We start from the raw sequence: 17,808 nt of genomic DNA on the forward strand, positions 1-17,808 counted from the left end.
CCGAGAAGTCGCGCCGGGAGATCCTCAGCCGATGTCGACCGGAGCCGTCACCGTCACCTGGTCCACGTCGGACGTACGAATCGTCACCGTGATCGTCCACTGTCCAGCAAGGGGAAATATCGGCAGGGAGATGTAGTGCCCCTGCGATGCCTTCGCGACCGTCAGGTTGATCGGCCCCACATCGGGTTCGGTGAGCTTCGCGGCGGCGCTGATCTCGACCGGGTCCACCGGCCGGCCGTCCTCGCCGACGGTGGCCAGGTGCATCGTCGTCACCCCGACCTTCGGAGGCTGGACGACGAGTTGGATCGTGCCCTGTCCGCCGGGTCCGCCGGTGTCGTAGGGAATGGTCGCCATTCCAGGCACCGTCGGCATGGTCGGCACCGTCGGCATGGTCGGCGTCGCTCCAGGTTCCGCCGCGCCACCGGTTCCGTCCTGCCCACCTGTCGCTCCACGCGCACCGCCCCCTGCAAGCGCGGTCGCACCTGCCGCATCGGTCCGTGCGCTGTCCTCCTTCGCCAGCGCGGTGCGGCCGGTCTCGGTGTTGACGAGCACCGCCGTCAGGATCAGGACCATGCCGGCGACGCCGGCCTCTCCCACCACGGATCGACGCAACCTCGCGACCTCGCTGTTCGCAGGGTCCGGCGCTCCCCGCCGGCGGGTCGACGAGTGGGCGATCGGGGCGACAGCCGGGCGCTCGTGCCGACGTACCCACGACCTCGCACCGAACGCGAGGACCAGGATGACGAGGACGAGCGCCACCTTGATCAGGAGGACGCCGCCGTAGTCGGTGCCGGTGAGCGCGGCGACACTGCCGACCTGGCGCCATGCCTGGTAGAGACCCGTGGCGGCGAGCGCCGCGACACAGGCCATGGCCGTCGCCGAGAACCGTCGTACGGCGGTGCGCACGCCGTCGACCCCCCGGCCGGGCAGCAGCACCACACCCAGCGCGACAAGTCCGCCGAGCCAGACCGCCATCGCCACGAGGTGGACCACGTCGGCGACGATCGCGACGGGCACCTGGACACCCGCGGCGCTGTGGTTGGCCGCGCTCCACGTCGCGGCGAGAGCGGCGGCGCCCGCGATGACGCCCGCGCCCCGCAGGGTTCGCGTCCGGCGGTCGTCCGTCTGGTCACTGCCGCGACGCGCGAGCCGGCGGAGCAGCAGCCATCCCCCGACCGCGAGCACAGCGAGCAGCAACAGCCGCACCACGAGGGCGGCGCCGAGCCGCGTCTGCAACGTCTCGGCCAACAGCGACGGTCTGGCGATCGCACCGACCGGCAGTCCCGCGACGTACGGACCGTAGAAGAGCAGTGCGGCGACAGTCGCGCCCGCGAGCCCGATCCCGCCGTACCGGAGCAGCCGGAGCGCGCGCGGATCACGCGTGCCAGCAGGCCAACAGACCGCCACGAAGTACGCGGTGCCGACGCACAACGCCAGGCCGGCGAACGCCAACGCGCGCCCCACCCCCGACAACACGCCGATCAGGGAGTACGCATGGTCACCTGGCGCGGCGGCTTCGGCCGCCGCCGACCCCCTGCCTGCACCCGTCCCGGTACCCGCGTTCGCGTCCGCCTGGTCCGGCCTCGCCACGGCGGACGGCTCGCCGACGGTGAACGCGAAGGCACCCCGCACGTGATGCGAGTCGGACGACGTCACCTGCCAGGTGACCGTGTAGACGCCGGCTCGAAGCGAGCCGCGGATCGGCACGGCGACCGTGGTGGCGTCGCCCGGAGGGTGCGCCAGGACACCCGTTCTCACCGACCTGCCGGCAGAGTCCAGGACCTTCACCGCGCCGAGCCCGAGGTCGACCGGCTCGGTGAACGTCAACCTCACCTCGTGCGGCGCGGTCGCGAGGCGCTGTCCATTGGCGGGCTGGGTCGCCACCAGGTCGGCGTGGGCCCACGCCTGGCCCGCTCCGACGAGCAGAGCGAGCCAGGTGGTCACCACGGCCGCCACGACCGTGGCACAACGTCGGATCAGCCGACGACGACTCACCGCCGCGCCTTCGCCGGCTCCTCGGTGGCGGCCGCAGCCTCAGTCGTCGATGTCTGCGGGGCGGCACCGGTCGGACGGCGGCGCAGGATCGCGACGCCCAATGCCAGCAGGCCGGCGGCCAGTCCCGCACCGGCCAGCCAACGGGCGCCCGGATCCTGCGCGGCGACGGCCTCGGCCTGACCAGCGGGCTCTCCGCCGGCCGCATCCTGTGCCGGTGCATCCTCCGCCGCCGCATCCTCCGCCGCGTCGGTCGGCGACTCGGCGGCGCCGGCGCCCGCGTTCGCCGCTTCGGGTGGTGCGACCGTCAACATCGGTGCCGGATTCTCGGGCTCCGCGCCATCCGCGCCCGGGAGTTCGATCCAGCGGACCACCTCTCCGCTCGAGTACGTCTGCAGTGCCTTGAACGCGAGCGCCGCCTCGCCCTCCGGCAGCCGGCCGGCCGACACCTCGAACTCCTGGAACTCGCCGGCCCCGATCGTGCCGCCCTTCCACACGATGGACGACACGACTTCGGTGATCTCGCTGTCACCGGACATGATCGGCTCGGCGAGCTTCTTCATGGTGACCGTCGATGTCCAGCCGGGCACCGGCTTGACCGACGCGTGGCCCAGCGGGTTGTCCTGTGGAAAGACCACCTCGACCCGCGTGGTGGACGCGTCGTCGCGTTCGTTCGGGACGCGGAAGGCGAGCTTGGCGTAACCGCCCGCCTCAACCGTGTCCGGATTGACGGTGACGTGCGCAAGCGCGGGCCCCGGGATCATGACGACACCGGCGACCGCGGCGAGCACGCAAGCCCGCTGGATTCGGGTTCGGCCATCCCCAGACGACGAACTCGACGACGCACCCATGGGCTTCCCTTCTTCGACGCGGAGCGGAGTGGTCGCATTTCGCCACGAGCCGGAGCAAGCTCATTGATGGGAAAAATACGGTCACCGTGGTAGAAAGCCAGGCGGATGTTACGAACGGCGCCGAGTGGTACTACTCGACCGTTACGATCCGGTCACCTCATCGCGCTCACAGCGGTGCGAGCGGCTTAACGCCTGCGGTATCCGTCAGGCGCCGGCTGACCGTGCTCCGCGGCGAGCTCTTCGAGGGGTACTCCGGCGAGCCGCCGGTCAAGGGCCTCGATCATGTAGGGACACTCACGAACCGGGTGCTCTGCCGGACATTTCGCGGCGTGCTCAAGGAAATGCTGAGCTCCTCTGGCCTGGGCGATGAGGTGCTCGAGCACCTCGATCTGCTCACGGACGACCTCGCGCCAGTGATCACTCGGCTCATCGAGGACAGCTGAGGCGGCGTCCAGGCTCACCCCCAGCCGCTGCATGATCTGGATGAACGCGAGCCGACGCAACTCCTCGGAACCGTACATCCGCCGGCCGCCTTGGCGCGCCGCTGGCCGGACGAGCCCCTTCTCGTCGTAGTAGCGCAGCGCCGACGCGTTCATCCCGAGGCTTTTGGCGGCCTCACCGATGGGCAGGAGATCCACGCAGCCCATTTGACTTCAAGTCGGGTTGAAGCGCCAGTCTGACCGCCATGGAGACAGAACTCGCACGTTCGTGGGCCATGGACCGACCGGTCACCTCTCCGTTCGCCAGGCCCAGCGGCATCAGGGGACGCTTGGCCGGGCGGATCATGCTCTGGACCAACCCGCAGCACGTCGTTCTCGACATCCTCGAGGTGCGGCCCGGTGATCGGGTGCTCGAGGTCGGGTACGGTCCCGGCGGACTGGTCCGGTTGCTTGTCGAGCGTACGGACGCCTCCCTCATCCAGGGGATCGATCCCTCACCCGACATGCGGGACGTTGCGACCAGGGTCAACCGCACCGCGGCCCGGGAGGGCCGGGTCGACCTGCGCGTGGGGACCGCGGAACGGACCGCGCTCCCGGACCAGAGCGTCGATCACGTCGTGTCGGTCAACAACGTCGCGATCTGGCCTAACCTCGAGGCCGGTCTACAGGAGTTCCACCGCGTGGTACGCCCCGGCGGCACGGTGGTGATCGCCTGGCACGGAGGGACGGACCCCTCCCGGATCGCCCGGTCCCTGCGCCTTCCGAAGGACAAGCTGGACCGGATCGAGCAAGGCCTCGAGAAACTCTTCTCGCAGGTCACGCGCCGCCAGTCGAAGAACCTCGACATCTTCAGATCCCGCTAGGGGTGTCGGATGGATCACGATCGATCAGACACCCCCTACCATGCGGCGAGCAGTCCCTGACATGCTCCTCACTCAGCCGGTAGGACCAGAAGCCTGGCGCGCGGAACGGCCAGGATGGCTGCGGGCGAGACGTGCGAGCGCAACCAGACGGAGGAGCCAATGGCGAGCAGCGGCACGGCCACTGACCATCGCAGGGTCTACATCGGTTCGTTCACGGTGGGAGCCGGAGGCGACGGCGCCGGTATCAGTCTGGCCGAGCAGGATCGCCGGTCAGGTGCGCTCGAACTCGTCGGGCTCGTGGCCGAGACAGCCTCGCCGGCTTTCCTCGCCTGGCATCCGAGTGGCAGCTATCTCTATGCCATCAACGAAACCGCCGCCGCGTCGGTCGTCGCCTACGCCGTCAGCGCGTCGGGCGAGCTGACCGAGGTCGGCACCACCCAGCCGACCGGCGGCAGGGGGGCGTGTCACCTCACAGTTCATCCGTCCGGCCGCTACCTGCTGACCGCGAACTACGGCAGCGGGCACGTCTCCGTGCACCAGATCCTGCCCGACGGGTCGGTGGGCGACCGCACCGATCTGATCCAGCATGCCGGCTCGGGTCCGAACCCCGACCGCCAGGAAGGACCCCACGCGCATCAGGTACGCATCGATCCGAGCGGTCACCAGGTCCTTGTCGCCGACCTCGGCATCGACGCCGTCCTCACGTACGCACTCGACCTCGACACCGGCACGCTCACCCCAGGTCCGGTCGCGAAGACGGCGCCGGGTGCCGGACCCCGCCACCTCGCCTTCGCACCGGACGGGATGGTGCACGTCGCCGGCGAACTCGACTCCACGGTGACGACCTACGCGCTCGATCCGCGGACCGGAACGCTGGAGGGCCGGGGCGTCGCGCCGTCGACCGTGCAGCGCGCCCCAGCCGACAACTACCCGTCGGAGATCGCGATCAGTGACGACGGCCGCCATCTCTACGTGGCGAACCGCGGCCTCGATGTCATCGGCACCCTGGAGGTGTCGGGCGCGAGTGTGCGGCCGGTCGCCGACGTCCCCACAGGTGGGGCGTGGCCGCGGCACCTGGCCGTGTTCGGTGGACATCTCTACGTCGCGAACGAGCGCTCACACGAGGTCACGCACTTCGCCCTCGACCCGGTGACCGGCGTACCGAAGCAGGCCGACGACGTGCTGGCCGTGCCCAGCCCCGGCTGCATCCTCCCCGCGCCGAGCTAGCACGCCAGACCCGTCCACCACGGACGGGGCCCACCAGGCTCTTTCCCGGGCTCTTCCCACAGCGTCTTCCCGCCCCGGCGGGAAGACGCTGTCGGACGGGATCCCGGCACACCCGTTACCCATCACCACGCTTCGTCGTTGAGCGGGACGAGTGCTGCACACCGGCAGAGGACGGCTCGTCCCCGGTGACTCTTGTCGCGCCCTATTCGGGCATTTCACCGAAATACCGCATTGAGGGTTAAGCCCGTTTAACGGTGCATTTACGACCTCGTCTCCATTTCTGCGCCTCTCAGGCATTTCACTCTTTGTGTTCGAACTGTGCCGTCGGATCAAGCGGCAGTTCGAGCGACCCTCTGGGATCGAACGAAGGGAACCTCATGCCCGAAAAAGCTCCCCCGGGAGCGCCCAGGAGACGCAAACGTCTCAAAGGAGCGGCCACGGTCCTGGCGCTCGCGGCACTCGGAACGGTGACGATGGCAGCACCGCAGGCGGCCGCGCTGCCCGTCGGTGCTGGTCCGGTACCGATCACCTTCGATCTGAAGGACAGCAACGGCAACTGGTTCGACTCGGGGCTCGACCTGTTCGGCGGTCAGTCGCTCGCGGTGGGTGTCCTACCGCGGGTCGGCATCCCGAGCGTCGGTGGGCCGGTCGGCGTCCCGGACGTCGGTGGACTCGCCGGCGGCGGGGTTCCGGACGTCGGCGGGCTCACCGGCGGACTGACCGGCGGCCTTCCGGACGTCGGCGGGCTCACCGGCGGACTGACTGGTGGATTGACTGGTGGACTGACCGGCGGCCTTCCGGACGTCGGCGGACTCACCGGCAGCGCACCGGACGTCGGTGGGCTGACCGGCGGTGCCGCGGGCGTCGAGGGGCTGACCTCCGGCGTACCAGGCATCGGTGGACTGACGTCGGCTCAGGCCTCTGGCCTGACCAACGCCAACCTGACCGACTCGCTCTCCGGCCTCGTGTCGGGTGCGACCGGCGGGGTGCCGTTGCTCGGGGAAACCGGGGTCAACCTGTCCGAGATGCTCAACCTGGACAGCACCCTGGCGGCCGTGACGTCGATCGCGCAGTCCAACAAGGAGGCGGCTCCGGCCGCCGCCAAGGCGGAGTCGCTGCTCGGGCAGTTCGCCGAGCAGACGGCCGACCTTCCGGTCGACGCACCGATCGACCTGAGTTCGCTTCCGGTCGGCGTCGATCTGCAGAACGCGCTCGACGACCTCACGAAGTTCGCCCAGAAAGGCCCCGCGGTCACGGCGACCTTCAACATCGCCGGTCCGGACAACGAGTCGGTGCACGACATCACCTCGCTGATCCGGCCCAAGGGCGCGCCGATGTTCGAGCAGCCGGGTGCCTTCATGGGCGAGGCGTCGACCCAGCTCACCGAGCCGGGACTGTACGCGTGGACGTGCACGATCCACCCGTACATGCTCGGTGCGGCGGTCATCGACGACCCGCTCACGGTCGGGCTCGACTTCGGCAAGGAGCTCGAGGTCACATCGCGCGACCTGAGCGTCCCGTCGAGTGCTGACGTCATCCAGCGGCTGGTGAACGCGTTCTTCACGATCACCGTGCCGGACAACTGGCAGAAGTACAGCTACACGGAGTCCTCGAGCTGGAACCCGGTAGTCCCGCCCGCGCCGATCCTGCAGTACGACGAGGACGGCGACCAGGTGCTGATCCCCAACCTGGATGCGTACTACGACCAGAAGTTCAAGTACCCCAAGGAGTTGCCGGCGCTGAGTCCGCCGAAGACACCTGGGGTCGGCGAGGTCTGGATCGACACCCAGATGGAGGAGTACGCCGGTAAGGACAAGGTGGGTGCGGCCACGAAGATCGATGTCGAGAACTGGAAGATCGCTCGGAAGATTTCCGGTTCGAGCATCAACATGAACAACCCGCACAACATGTGGACCGACAAGAACTACAAGTACCTGTACCAGACGGAATGGTTCGACGACGAGCTGTCCGTCTTCGAGCGGGAGAGCGGCAAGCACGTTCGTACGGTCAAGGTGGGACCAGACCCCTCCCACGTGATGACCCGGACCGACACGGACGAGGTACAGGTGGCCATCAACGGTGGCACCGATGTCGTGGAGCTCACGCCGGGCGCCACGAAGATCGATCGGCGCATACCGGTCGGCCCGCAGAGCCAGGAGGCCATGCCGCAGCACCCGCATGCGTTCTGGCTCAGCCATGACGGAAAGACGACGGTCACCCCGAACGTCAATCCGTACGACGCCACCATCGTCGACAACGAGTCAGGGACGTGGCGCAAGGCACCAACCGGTGAGTTGCCGATCGCCACGGGCATGACCCCCGACTCGTCGAGGGCATACCTGGCGGACTTCCTCGGCGCAAGCATCTCGTGTATCTCCATCGCGGAGGACGCGTGTATGCAGGATGGCGAACTGGTGACCAACAGCAGCATCGACCTGTGGGAGAACTACGACCCGATCTCGGGGCCCACGGGCGGTCCGTTCGGTGGCCTCACCATCCAGCTCCCGGTGAGCCCGGACGGTAAGGCGCTGCTGGCGGCCAACACCTACAGCGGCACGGTCTCCGTGATCGACCCGTCGACGAACGAAGTGGTCAAGGACCTGCCGTGTAACGCCGGCTGTCACGGCATCAACTTCGGTGCCAAGAAGGGCGGCGGTTACTACGGCTACGTGTCCAACAAGTTCTCCAACGCGGCACAGGTGATCGACATCGACCCGAACATGGATGGCGACATCTCTGACGCCACCATCGCTGGGCAGCTCGTGATGTCGCAGGAGCCTGGCACCGCAATGGAAGACACCATCACGGGGCAGGACGGCATGGGCGGACAGGGTGTGTTGCCTGTCCCGATTGTCTACAACGGCTGGTCGCAGCAGGTTCCCGCCGGTTGGCGGGAGAAGCTGACCTGCGAGCAGCTCAACCCGATTGATCCGGACGCCTGCTCGTAGGCATCTGAACGCGGCCCGGGGCATCGCCCTGCCCCGGGCCGCACCCTCCATGAACGGTCCCGGTTCTCGGGGGTGTCTGGGGCCGCCTCTTGCTTCGTGATTCCTCGTCCCGCCCTGCGTCTCCAGGGAGTCCCACCATGGCGCTCTGCCAGTCCCGCCTTCCCCGCTATGTCACTCTCGTACTCACCGTGCTAGCCACTGTGCTCGCCACGATGGTCGCGACCATGCTCGGCGTCCTCGTGATGGCCGAACCCGCCGCGGCCCGCGTCTCGATCGTGCCCGGCACGGTGAAGGGCGGAGGAACGGAGACGTTCGGCATCCGGCTCGCCAACGAGCGGCAGGACACGTCGACGAACCGGCTCGCGCTCGTCTTTCCCGACGACACACCGATCTCGATCGTCGAGGTCACCCCCGTGAAGGGCTGGACGGTGAGCATCTCGACAAGGCCGCTGAACCCGCCGGCCAAGGTCGAGGGTCAGGCCGTCCGTGAGGTCGCCGAGTCGATCGTGTGGGAAGGCGGCCGCGTCGGCCCTGGCCAGTTCGAGCAGTTCCTCGTCACGCTGGGACCGCTTCCTCGCCACGGCCGCCTCGCCCTCGAAGCGACCCAGACGTACGCGAACGGCGACACCGACAGCTGGCCCGACGCCTCGGCATCCAGTCAGCAGAACCCCGTGGCGCCGGCGATCACCATCGGCGCGGGAAGGGTCGCCACCCCGTCCGCGAGCCCGCCGGCGGACGACGCCGCAGCCGTCACGTCGGCCGACGACTCCGCCGACCGAGGCGACTCTGCCCAAGGCGCCGGTGAGTCGGGCGGGCAGTCCGACGACGACGTTCTGACCCTGCTGCTCGTCCTGGTGCTGGCCTGCATCGGGGTGATCTTCGGGATCGCTCTCGTCCGGCAGGTGCGAACGCACCGGAGCGCCTCATCCGGCGACGCTACGGGCGATGGGGACCACGCGGACAGTGCCGACCAGGCGGGCGACACCGACCACGCGCATCACGCAGACCACGCGCATCACGCGGACCACGCGGACCACCCGGCCGATCAGGCGGACGAGGCGGGAACGGCGGCGACCGAGGCGAGCACCCGATGACACTGGTCCAGAGTCGAGGCCGAAGGTCCTCGGCGCAGGGCCCGCGTACACCGTCGCTCATCGGGCGAGCCATCGCGGTCTCGTTGCTCGTACTCGGGTGCTGCGCCGCGTTGCTCGTGGTGGCGTCGCCATCCACCGGCGACGCCGTGCTGCGATCCACCTCGCCGGGTAACGGCGAGACCGCGCGGCCGGAGCGTCTGCTGCTCACCTTCGACCGGCCGGTTCCCGCGGGGTTCGTCACCGTCCGCATGACCGACCCGTACCGCAGGGAGGTCGTCCTCGACCGTCCGAGCAGAGTGGACGGTCGCGCCGACACGATCTCCGTACCGATGCCGAGGACACGGTTCGCCGGCACGTACGCCGTGGCGTGGAGCATGCCGTCGAGCCAGCTGGAACCCGTCGGCGGCACCTTCACCTTCGACTTCGTGTCCCGGAGCCGGGAGCATCCGGCCCCACGGATCGAGACCGAACCGAGCACGGTCATCGTGGTGGTCTGCACGGTGGCTCGGTTCGCCGCGTTCGCGGCTATGGTCGTGCTCGTCGGCGCCGTGTTCTTCGTCGCCGTCATCTGGCCGGCCGGTGCCCGTCGTGTGCGCCGCCTGATCACCTACGCCTGGCTCGGACTCGTCGCCGCCACGCTCACGGTTCTCGTGTCGTACGGACCCTACGCGGCCTGGGCGCCGCTGTCCGACGCTCTCGACCCCGGGCTCCTGGTAGCCACCGTCCAGTCGGAGCAGGGCACCGCGTTGCTCGCGCGGCTGTTGGTGCTTGTGCTGGCCGGGTTCGCCGTTGCGGAGCTGGTTGCCGCCCGGCCGCCCGAGACCAGAGGGGAGCTGTGGCTGCGAGGCGGCGGCGTCCTGGGCTGTACGGCTGCGCTCGCGGCCACCTGGGCTCTCCCGCGTCACACCACGTCCGCGCTCGGGCCGCTCGAGGTGGCCGTCGACATCGTGCACCTCACCGCGTTCGGAGTCTTGGTCGGTGGCCTGGTGCTGTCGTGCGCGGCGCCGCTGCGCAACCGCGAGGTCACCGACGCACGCGAATCGGGGGCCCGGTTCTTCCGCGTCGCCCTGGTGTGCCTCGGCGTGCTCGTGCTCACCGGCGGCTACCAGAGTTGGCGCCAACTCGGTGGCCTCGACGCGGTGACCGCCACCTCGTCCGGCTGGCTGCTCGTCGCAAGGACCGCACTGGTGGTCGCACTCGCGGCGGTCTGCGTCGCGGGCCGCTGGTGGCTGCGCCGGCGCGACGACTGGCCGCGGCATGGTCCGGGCAAGCGACGTCAGCCGGTCGCTCCGCCCAAGGGTTTTCGCCGGCTCACGGCGGTCGAGGCCGGGGTCGCCGGAACCTTCCTTGCCGTGACGGCACTCCTCGTGGCCGTCCAGCCCGGGCTGCTCCCGGCGACCGACGTGCAGGGGTCGGCCACACAGCGGTCGGCCACACAGGGGTCGGCACACACGCTTCCCGCACCGGCACGGCTCGCGTTCGACACCGGCGGCCCCGGCGGAAAGGGCTGGCTGGATCTGGTCGTCGTCCCCGCCACTGTCGGCGAGAACACTCTGCACTTCTCGGTGCTCGACCGGAAAGGCGCTCCCAAAGACGGCAGCGCGGTCAAGGCCGTCCTCCAGCGAACAGGCGGTACGGGCAGGTCGGTGCGGGTGACGAGCCAGGAGGTCGCACCGGGCCACCTGGTCAGCACCGCGACCATCCCGGCCCGCGGGGAGTGGGAGCTCGCGCTGACCATCCAGTCCGTCGGCGGGCATCGGCAAACCCTCACCGGCGTCGTGGACGTCGGCTGACGGCTGTCCCGCCAGGGGCACACAGAAGGAGTTCACGTTGTCCACATCGGACGCCGCTCAGGACACCGCTCGGCAGGTCCGGCGGCCGGCCTCCCACACCAGGAAACCGCGACCCGCCGACACGCGCATCGTCGTCCGCGTGCTTGCCCGCCGGCTGCACTTCCTGGCCGGGATCTTCGTCGCACCGTTCCTCGTGGTGCTGTGCCTCACCGGCCTGCTCTACGTGTTCACCCCGCAGATCCACGACAGCCTGTACCACTCGCTGTTGTACGTCCAGAACGCCGACGGCAGACCACACCCGATGTCGGAGCAGGTCGAGGCAGCACTCACGGCGCATCCGGAGGCCACCGTTCGGGCGGTCATACCGCCGCCCGCACCGGACCGCACCACACGTGTCCTGCTGTCGGTGCCCGACCTGGACGACTCCGGCGAGCCTGGCGCGACCCGGACGGTGTTCGTGGATCCCTACACCGGCTACCTCAACGGTGAGCTGACCACGGTCGCCAACCAGCTACCCGCCAACACCTGGCTTCGCGATCTCCACAGCAACCTGCACCTCGGCGACGCCGGACGGCTGTACTCCGAGCTCGCCGCCAGCTGGCTGCCGTTCATCGCCCTCGGTGGCGTGGCCGTGTGGCTCCTCCAGCCGGGCCGCAGACGGCGGTGGGGTGAGCTGCTCAAGCCCTCGACCCGCGGCAAGGCGGAACGGTTGCGCCTGCTGGGTGTGCACGGCCCGGTCGGGCTCTGGTTGGCCGTCGGCCTGCTCCTCCTGGGTCTCAGCGGCTTGACCATGTCCCAGTTCGCGGGCGGTCGTACGCAGCAGGCGGTCGACCCACTCGACGCGCGAGCTCCGGCGCTCACGGGAGCCCCGGTCGACGTGCCGGCGAACGCCGACCGGATCGGCATCGACGAGGCGCTGGCCGTTGCCGCGGCGGAGGGGCTCGGTGGCGAGTTCGTGGTGACTCTCCCCGCCGCGGAGAGTCGGCCGTACACCGCCGCCGAGAGGTCGGTCGGCCTGCCCCTCCGGCACGACAGCATCGCGATCCATCCCTCCTCCGGGAAGGTGATCGAACGGATCGGCTGGAGCGACTACCCGCTGGGCGCCAAGCTCGCGACCATCGGCGTCGAGTTCCACACCGGCAGGCTGTTCGGACTCGCCAACCAGATCATCGTGGCGCTGCTGGCGCTCGGCGTGCTCGCGTTGGCCTGGCTCGGCTACCGGATGTGGTGGACGCGCAACCCCTACAAGGACCCGTGGGCGTCAGCGCCTCCGCCGGCGTGGCGGCAGCTGCCGCGGACCGTCCTGGCTGGCGTCGTGGTGGCCGCCGCGGTGCTCGGCTGGCTGCTGCCGGTCTTCGGCGTGAGCCTGGTTGGCTTCGTGGTCGTCGACGCGGTGATCAACGCGATCCGGCGGCGTCGACAGTCGCTCCGCACCCGAGCGGCGCTCACCGCGGGTACCGTCGGTGCCGGCGCCACGGCCCTGGTGCGGCGACTCCGTAGGCGTCCGGTAACGGTGGCGGCAGGGTCGGCCGCCCTGGTCGCTTCCGTCGTCCTCGTGCTCTCCGTCCTGTGGCCCTTCGGCGCGCGAGAGATCGGCGACGCGCTACCCGCACCGGCGCCCACCCGCCCGGTCGTACCACCGGAGACCCGCGAGCCGACACCCACGGACTCGATGACAGGGCCCACACCGACCCCCGAACGGACACGACCGGGCTCGGAGCCCGCCGAGGACTGGTCGCCGCCGGTCACGCGGCCGAACCGGGACCCGGGCGCACCCGTGCCGAGCGGGACGCCTACGCCGACCGCGACCGAGCGACCCCCCACGTCCGCGCCGAGTCCGTCGCCGACCGCGCCGGAACCACCACCGAGCCCGTCGCCCACCTCACCCGGCCCCTCACCGAGCCCCTCACCGAGTCCGCCGCCGGGTCCCCCACCGCCCGACAGTCCGACGCCGTGCACGGTTCGGATCGCTGACCTGTGCCTCATCGTCGACCTCCCCTGGTGAGGACACCGCGCATGCTCACGGGCGGCGGATTGCGGGAGGCGAACATTTACCGCACAACGCACGACTGGCTCATTGAGAGCGAATCTAACATTCCGGCAATAAGCCCTTATTACCGTTTCCTCTACGCGGCATCGACGCCCACGCCCACCGGAAAGGCATTTGGAAAGGTCGGAGCTTTGATGATGCCCAAGATCACCTATTGTCAGCAGGACGGATCGGCGATGTCCTTCGACGTGCGCACGGGGATGTCCGTCATGGAGGCGGCGCTGGAAGGCGGCGTCGATGGCATCGTCGCCGAGTGCGGCGGCAACCTCATCTGTGCCACGTGCCATGTCTACGTCGACCCCGAACAGCTCGACAGGCTGCCCGAGATGCGCATCGACGAGGACGCGATGCTCGACAACACCGCGAGCCCTCGCGAAGCCAACAGTCGGCTGTCCTGCCAGCTGCGGGTCACAGGCGAGTTCGATGGTCTCATCGTCACCGTTCCCGAGGAGCAGACGTGACCACCGAGCGAACCCGACGCAGTGAGCGGAGTGGCTGGCGATGCGCAGCGAGCCGTCCGCGGAGCGAACGAGGAGCGGTGAGCGAACAATGAGCACCGTCGTGATCGTGGGTGCCGGGCAGGCGGGTTACCAGGTGGCCGCGTCGCTGCGGGACAAGGGATATCCGGGCCGCGTCGTCCTGGTCGGCAATGAACCGGGCATCCCCTACCAACGGCCTCCGCTGTCGAAGGCGTACCTCACTGGAGCGCTCGCTGACACCAGGCTCGCACTGCGTCCGATGACGTTCTATGCCAAGCACGACATCGAACTGGTCGCAGGGCACGCGGTCGGCATCGACCGCGAGTGCCACCGACTCCGCCTCGCCGACGGCCGCGAGCTGGAGTACGGGCATCTCGTCCTTGCCACCGGCACCCGCAATCGGGAGCTGTCCGTTCCGGGTGCCCAGCTCGACGGCGTACTCGGCCTGCGTACCAAGGCCGACGCCGACCGCATCCGCAGGCGGCTCGGCACCGCCCGCGACATCGTGGTGATCGGCGGCGGCTTCATCGGACTGGAGTTCGCCGCGTCAGCGGCGAAGCTCGGGCTGACGGTGACGGTGGTCGAGGTGGCGGACCGGGTGATGCGGCGGGCAGTGTCGCCGGTGGTGTCCCAGCACTACGAAGCCTTGCACGAGCGGCATGGCAATCGCGTGGTGCGCGGTGTCCCGGTGGCCGGCCTGCACGGCACGCAGCACGTGACGGCGGTCGAGCTCGCGGACGGCACCGTGCTGCTGGCCGGCGTCGTCGTGGTGGGAATCGGTGTGGTGCCCAACACCGAGCTCGCCGCGGAAGCCGGGCTGGCCGTCGACAACGGAGTCGTCGTCGACACCCACATGTCCACGTCGGACCCCGATATTTCCGCGATCGGCGACTGCGCCGCCTATCCAAGCAGGCACACGGGCCGCCATGTCCGCTTGGAGTCGGTCCAGAACGCCGTCGACCATGCCAGGTGCCTGGCCGCCCGCCTCACAGGTACCGCCGAGCCCTACACGTCACTGCCGTGGTTCTGGAGTGAGCAGTTCGACGCCAGACTCCAGATCGCCGGAATCTCGGACGGTTACGACAACGCGGTCGTACGCGGCGATCCCGCGGAAGGCGCCTTCTCGGTGTTCTGCTTCCGTGGGGAGCGGTTGGTCGCCGTCGAGTCGGTCAACCGCGTGCCTGACCATATGGCTGCTCGCCGTCTGCTGGAGGCGGGCCGGTCACTCCGCCCGGCCGACGTCGTGGACAGCTTCGACCTCAGGAGCTACGCGGCGGCGTCGTAGGGGCATCGGGCTAGGACGACGACGGATCACCGGGGAAGACCAGCACCTTGCTCGCGCCGTCGGTTCCCTTCGCCAGTGCCTCGAACGCGGTCGGCGCCTCCGCCAGGCCCACCCGGCCCTCGACCAGCCGGGCCAGCTCCGGCGGCGCCGTCGCCACCCAGGCAGCCGTTTCGCGGAAGTGGTCGGCCGTGTAGCAGTAGCTGCCGATGAGGGTGCGTTCCTCGATACTCACGTCGTACGCGGGGATGCTCACCTGCGGCTCGTGCATGCCGACCAGCACCACCCGCTCGCCCGGCGCACACACGGTCAGGGCGTCGGTGAGGGAACGCGACGACCCCACCGCGTCCACGACCAGGCTCGGTGGGCCGCCGAGCGCGGCCGCGACCTCGTCGGCGAGCGAGTCACCAGCAGCCGGGTCGATGGTCGCCACACCCACGTCGGCGAGCAGCGAACGGCGTCCGGCGTGCGGCTCGGAGACGACAAGTCCGCCGGCACCGAGCCGCCGGGCGGCCAGCGCGCACGCCTGCCCGATGGGCCCGCCGCCGACGACGAGCACCCGGTCGCCCGGCCCGCATCCGCCACGGACGACGGCATGCTGGCCGACCGCGAGCGGTTCGACCAGGGCGCCGTACTCGGCCGGCATGTCCTCGGGGAGGGGCACGGCGTTGCCGGCCGGGACCGCCATGAGTTCGGCGAACGCCGAGCTGTACGCCGGATCCACGCCGATGATGCGCTTGACGGGGCAGCGGTAGTCCAGCCCCGCGCGGCAGGCGGCACAGGTGCCGCACGCGAGCACGGGGTGGACGGTCACCAGCGTCCCGACCGGCGGCGCGGCCACGTCCGGCCCTACCGCGGCGACTCGGCCGACGGTCTCGTGCCCCATGACCTGTCCGGGAAAGCGACGGCCGTTCTCCCCGGTGAAACCGTGCACGTCGGACCCACAGATTCCGGTGGAGACGACGCCCACGACCACCTCACCGGGGCCTGCGACAGGATCCGGTCGCTCCTCGACCGCGATCTCCCAGGGGCCACGAAAGACAAGTGCGCGCACGAGGACCCTCCCGCGGTTCGACGTCGCCGGCACCATACCCATCGGCGCGCCGGCTTATGAAAGGGCGGTCAGCCGGCTGACCGACCTGCGGCAACCGTCCGTCCGGTTCCGGTCGGTTCGGCGACGTCCAGGACGTACGCCTCCCCGAGCGGCGGGCGGCGCGTCGTGTCAGTCGCCCAGGTGGGCCCGCCAGCGGTCAGTGTCACGGGGATCGTGGCGGCGCAGCTGCTGGGTGCGCCGGACGAGCGCGCGTCCGGCCACGCGATCGGGGATGACGCCGTACGCACGTGCCTGGACGAGCAGGTTCCCCAACGCGGTCGCCTCGACCGGGCCAGCTACGACGGGCCGCCCACAGGCGTCGGCGGTGAGCTGGCAGAGGAGGGTGTTGAGGGCGCCGCCGCCGACGATGTGGACGACGTCGACCTGAGCGCCGGAGAGTCGCTCGGCCAGTCCCACGTTGCGCGCGTGCGCGAGCGCGAGGCTGTCGATGACGCACCGCGTGAGCGCCGCGGGAGTGGTCGGCTCCGGTTGGTTCGTCCGCCGGCAGTACGCGCGGATCCGTCCGGGCATGTCACCCGGAGCGAGGAACTCCTCGGACTCGGCGTCGACGACGCTGCGCAGTGGCGGCTCGGTCTCGGCGGCCGCGAGCAGCCCCTCGAGACTCACCTGCTCACCCGACTCCTGCCAGTGGCGCAGGCTTTCCTGCAACAGCCACAGCCCCATCACGTTTCGCAGGTACCGCACGGTGCCGTCGACGCCCACCTCGTTGGTGAAGTTGGCGGCGAGACTGTCCGCGGACAGGACGGGCGCGGGTAGCTCCACCCCGACCAGAGACCAGGTGCCGCACGAGATGTACGCGAAATGCTCACCCTCGGCCGGCACCGCTGCGACCGCGGAGGCGGTGTCGTGCGACGCGACCGCCGTCACCCGCAACCCGTCGTTGACACCCAGTGCCGAACGCACCTGCGGCAGCAGTGTGCCGACAGGCTCGCTCGGTTCGCGCAAGGGCGGGAAGATCCGCCGTGGCAGGTCCAGCTTGGCGATGAGGTCGTCGGACCAGCCCCGGCTTGTGACGTCGTACAGCTGGGTGGTGGAGGCGTTCGTGCGTTCAGCCCCGATCGTGCCGGTGAGGCGGTGGCACAGCAGGTCGGGAATCATCAGCATCGCAGTCGCCCGGGCAAGGTCGTCCGGTTGTTCCGCGAGCAGTTGGTAGGCGGTGTTGAACGCCATGAACTGCAGGCCGGTCCTCGCGTAGATCTCGGCGTCGCCGAGCTGCGCGCGGACGCGTTCCATCACGCCCGTGGTGCGCCCGTCCCGGTAGTGCGCCGGCGGCGCGATCAGTGCGCCCGACTCGTCGAGCAGACCGTAGTCGACGCCCCACGAGTCGATGCCGACCGACTCCAGCCGCGACCCGTCAGGAAGGGCCGCTGCCGTCTCTGCGGCGGCTCGGATCCCAGCCAGGATGCCGTCCCACAAGGCGTCCAGGTCCCAGCACAGCCGGCCGGCCGCCTCGATCGGCTCGTTCGCGAACCGGTGGACGACCTTCGCCGTCAACGTGTCCGGGCCGACGTGTCCGAGCAGCACCCGCCCACTCGACGCGCCGAGGTCGACGGCCGCGGCGGTCAGCGTTTTCTGCCTGGCGTGCGCGGTCGGTGGGTCCTGCGAGGCGTCTGTCGTCGGGGTGGGGTGCGCGGTCGGTGTGGCCTGCGGGGCGTCCGTCATCGGGGTGTCCATC

The 17,808-nt window shown here is 69.9% G+C and carries 13 protein-coding genes; 8 read left to right on the forward strand and 5 right to left on the reverse strand.

Annotated features, from left to right (window positions below; all coding sequences use genetic code 11):
- Positions 1 to 24 precede the first annotated feature (24 nt).
- The 3 genes from ABN034_RS19500 to ABN034_RS19510 all read right to left on the reverse strand — a co-directional run bounded on the left by ABN034_RS19500 (position 25) and on the right by ABN034_RS19510 (position 3,481).
- Positions 25 to 1,995, reverse strand: coding sequence for a copper resistance CopC/CopD family protein (locus ABN034_RS19500; RefSeq protein ID WP_349692418.1), 1,971 nt, complete (start codon positions 1,993 to 1,995; stop codon positions 25 to 27).
- Positions 1,992 to 2,783: a YcnI family copper-binding membrane protein gene (locus tag ABN034_RS19505; protein WP_349692419.1), complete on the reverse strand. Its 792-nt coding sequence runs from the start codon at positions 2,781 to 2,783 to the stop codon at positions 1,992 to 1,994. The genes ABN034_RS19500 and ABN034_RS19505 overlap by 4 nt, the downstream gene beginning before the upstream one ends.
- A 245-nt stretch (positions 2,784 to 3,028) precedes the next feature.
- Positions 3,029 to 3,481 carry a MerR family transcriptional regulator gene (locus tag ABN034_RS19510; RefSeq protein ID WP_349692420.1) on the reverse strand — a complete coding sequence of 151 codons (453 nt, stop codon included), beginning with the start codon at positions 3,479 to 3,481 and terminating at the stop codon, positions 3,029 to 3,031.
- A gap of 47 nt (positions 3,482 to 3,528) precedes the next feature.
- Between ABN034_RS19510 and ABN034_RS19515 the strand changes: the two genes are divergently transcribed.
- From ABN034_RS19515 to ABN034_RS19550, 8 genes are all read left to right on the forward strand, one after another.
- A complete protein-coding gene (locus ABN034_RS19515) occupies positions 3,529 to 4,146 on the forward strand; it encodes a class I SAM-dependent methyltransferase (RefSeq protein ID WP_349692421.1) in 618 nt (205 codons plus the stop codon).
- Positions 4,147 to 4,305: 159 nt separating this feature from the next.
- Complete coding sequence (locus tag ABN034_RS19520) at positions 4,306 to 5,373, forward strand: lactonase family protein (RefSeq protein ID WP_349692422.1); 1,068 nt, start codon at positions 4,306 to 4,308, stop codon at positions 5,371 to 5,373.
- Between the two features lie 473 nt (positions 5,374 to 5,846).
- Positions 5,847 to 8,321: a YncE family protein gene (locus ABN034_RS19525; RefSeq protein WP_349692423.1), complete on the forward strand. Its 2,475-nt coding sequence runs from the start codon at positions 5,847 to 5,849 to the stop codon at positions 8,319 to 8,321.
- Between the two features lie 137 nt (positions 8,322 to 8,458).
- Positions 8,459 to 9,415 (forward strand): DUF1775 domain-containing protein, encoded by a 957-nt coding sequence (locus tag ABN034_RS19530; RefSeq protein ID WP_349692424.1) that lies wholly within the window; start codon positions 8,459 to 8,461, stop codon positions 9,413 to 9,415.
- On the forward strand, positions 9,412 to 11,208 hold the full coding sequence (locus ABN034_RS19535; protein ID WP_349692425.1) for a copper resistance CopC/CopD family protein: 1,797 nt from the start codon (positions 9,412 to 9,414) through the stop codon (positions 11,206 to 11,208). Before ABN034_RS19530 ends, ABN034_RS19535 begins: the two co-directional genes overlap by 4 nt.
- Positions 11,209 to 11,245: 37 nt before the next feature.
- Positions 11,246 to 13,213, forward strand: coding sequence for a PepSY-associated TM helix domain-containing protein (locus ABN034_RS19540; RefSeq protein ID WP_349692426.1), 1,968 nt, complete (start codon positions 11,246 to 11,248; stop codon positions 13,211 to 13,213).
- A gap of 11 nt (positions 13,214 to 13,224) precedes the next feature.
- Positions 13,225 to 13,719, forward strand: a complete 495-nt coding sequence (locus ABN034_RS19545) for a 2Fe-2S iron-sulfur cluster-binding protein (RefSeq protein WP_349692427.1) — start codon at positions 13,225 to 13,227, stop codon at positions 13,717 to 13,719.
- Positions 13,720 to 13,807: 88 nt separating this feature from the next.
- Positions 13,808 to 15,022, forward strand: coding sequence for an NAD(P)/FAD-dependent oxidoreductase (locus ABN034_RS19550; RefSeq protein WP_349692428.1), 1,215 nt, complete (start codon positions 13,808 to 13,810; stop codon positions 15,020 to 15,022).
- 10 nt (positions 15,023 to 15,032) lie between these two features.
- On the opposite strand, the gene ABN034_RS19555 is transcribed toward ABN034_RS19550, so the two are convergent.
- Positions 15,033 to 16,073 (reverse strand): zinc-dependent alcohol dehydrogenase, encoded by a 1,041-nt coding sequence (locus ABN034_RS19555; RefSeq protein WP_349692429.1) that lies wholly within the window; start codon positions 16,071 to 16,073, stop codon positions 15,033 to 15,035.
- Positions 16,074 to 16,241: 168 nt separating this feature from the next.
- On the reverse strand, positions 16,242 to 17,795 hold the full coding sequence (locus ABN034_RS19560; RefSeq protein ID WP_349692430.1) for a rhamnulokinase: 1,554 nt from the start codon (positions 17,793 to 17,795) through the stop codon (positions 16,242 to 16,244).
- Positions 17,796 to 17,808: the final 13 nt, after the last annotated feature.

It is taken from the genome of Actinopolymorpha sp. B11F2 (assembly GCF_040195635.1).
In the GTDB taxonomy this organism is placed as follows: Bacteria; Actinomycetota; Actinomycetes; order Propionibacteriales; family Actinopolymorphaceae; genus Thermasporomyces.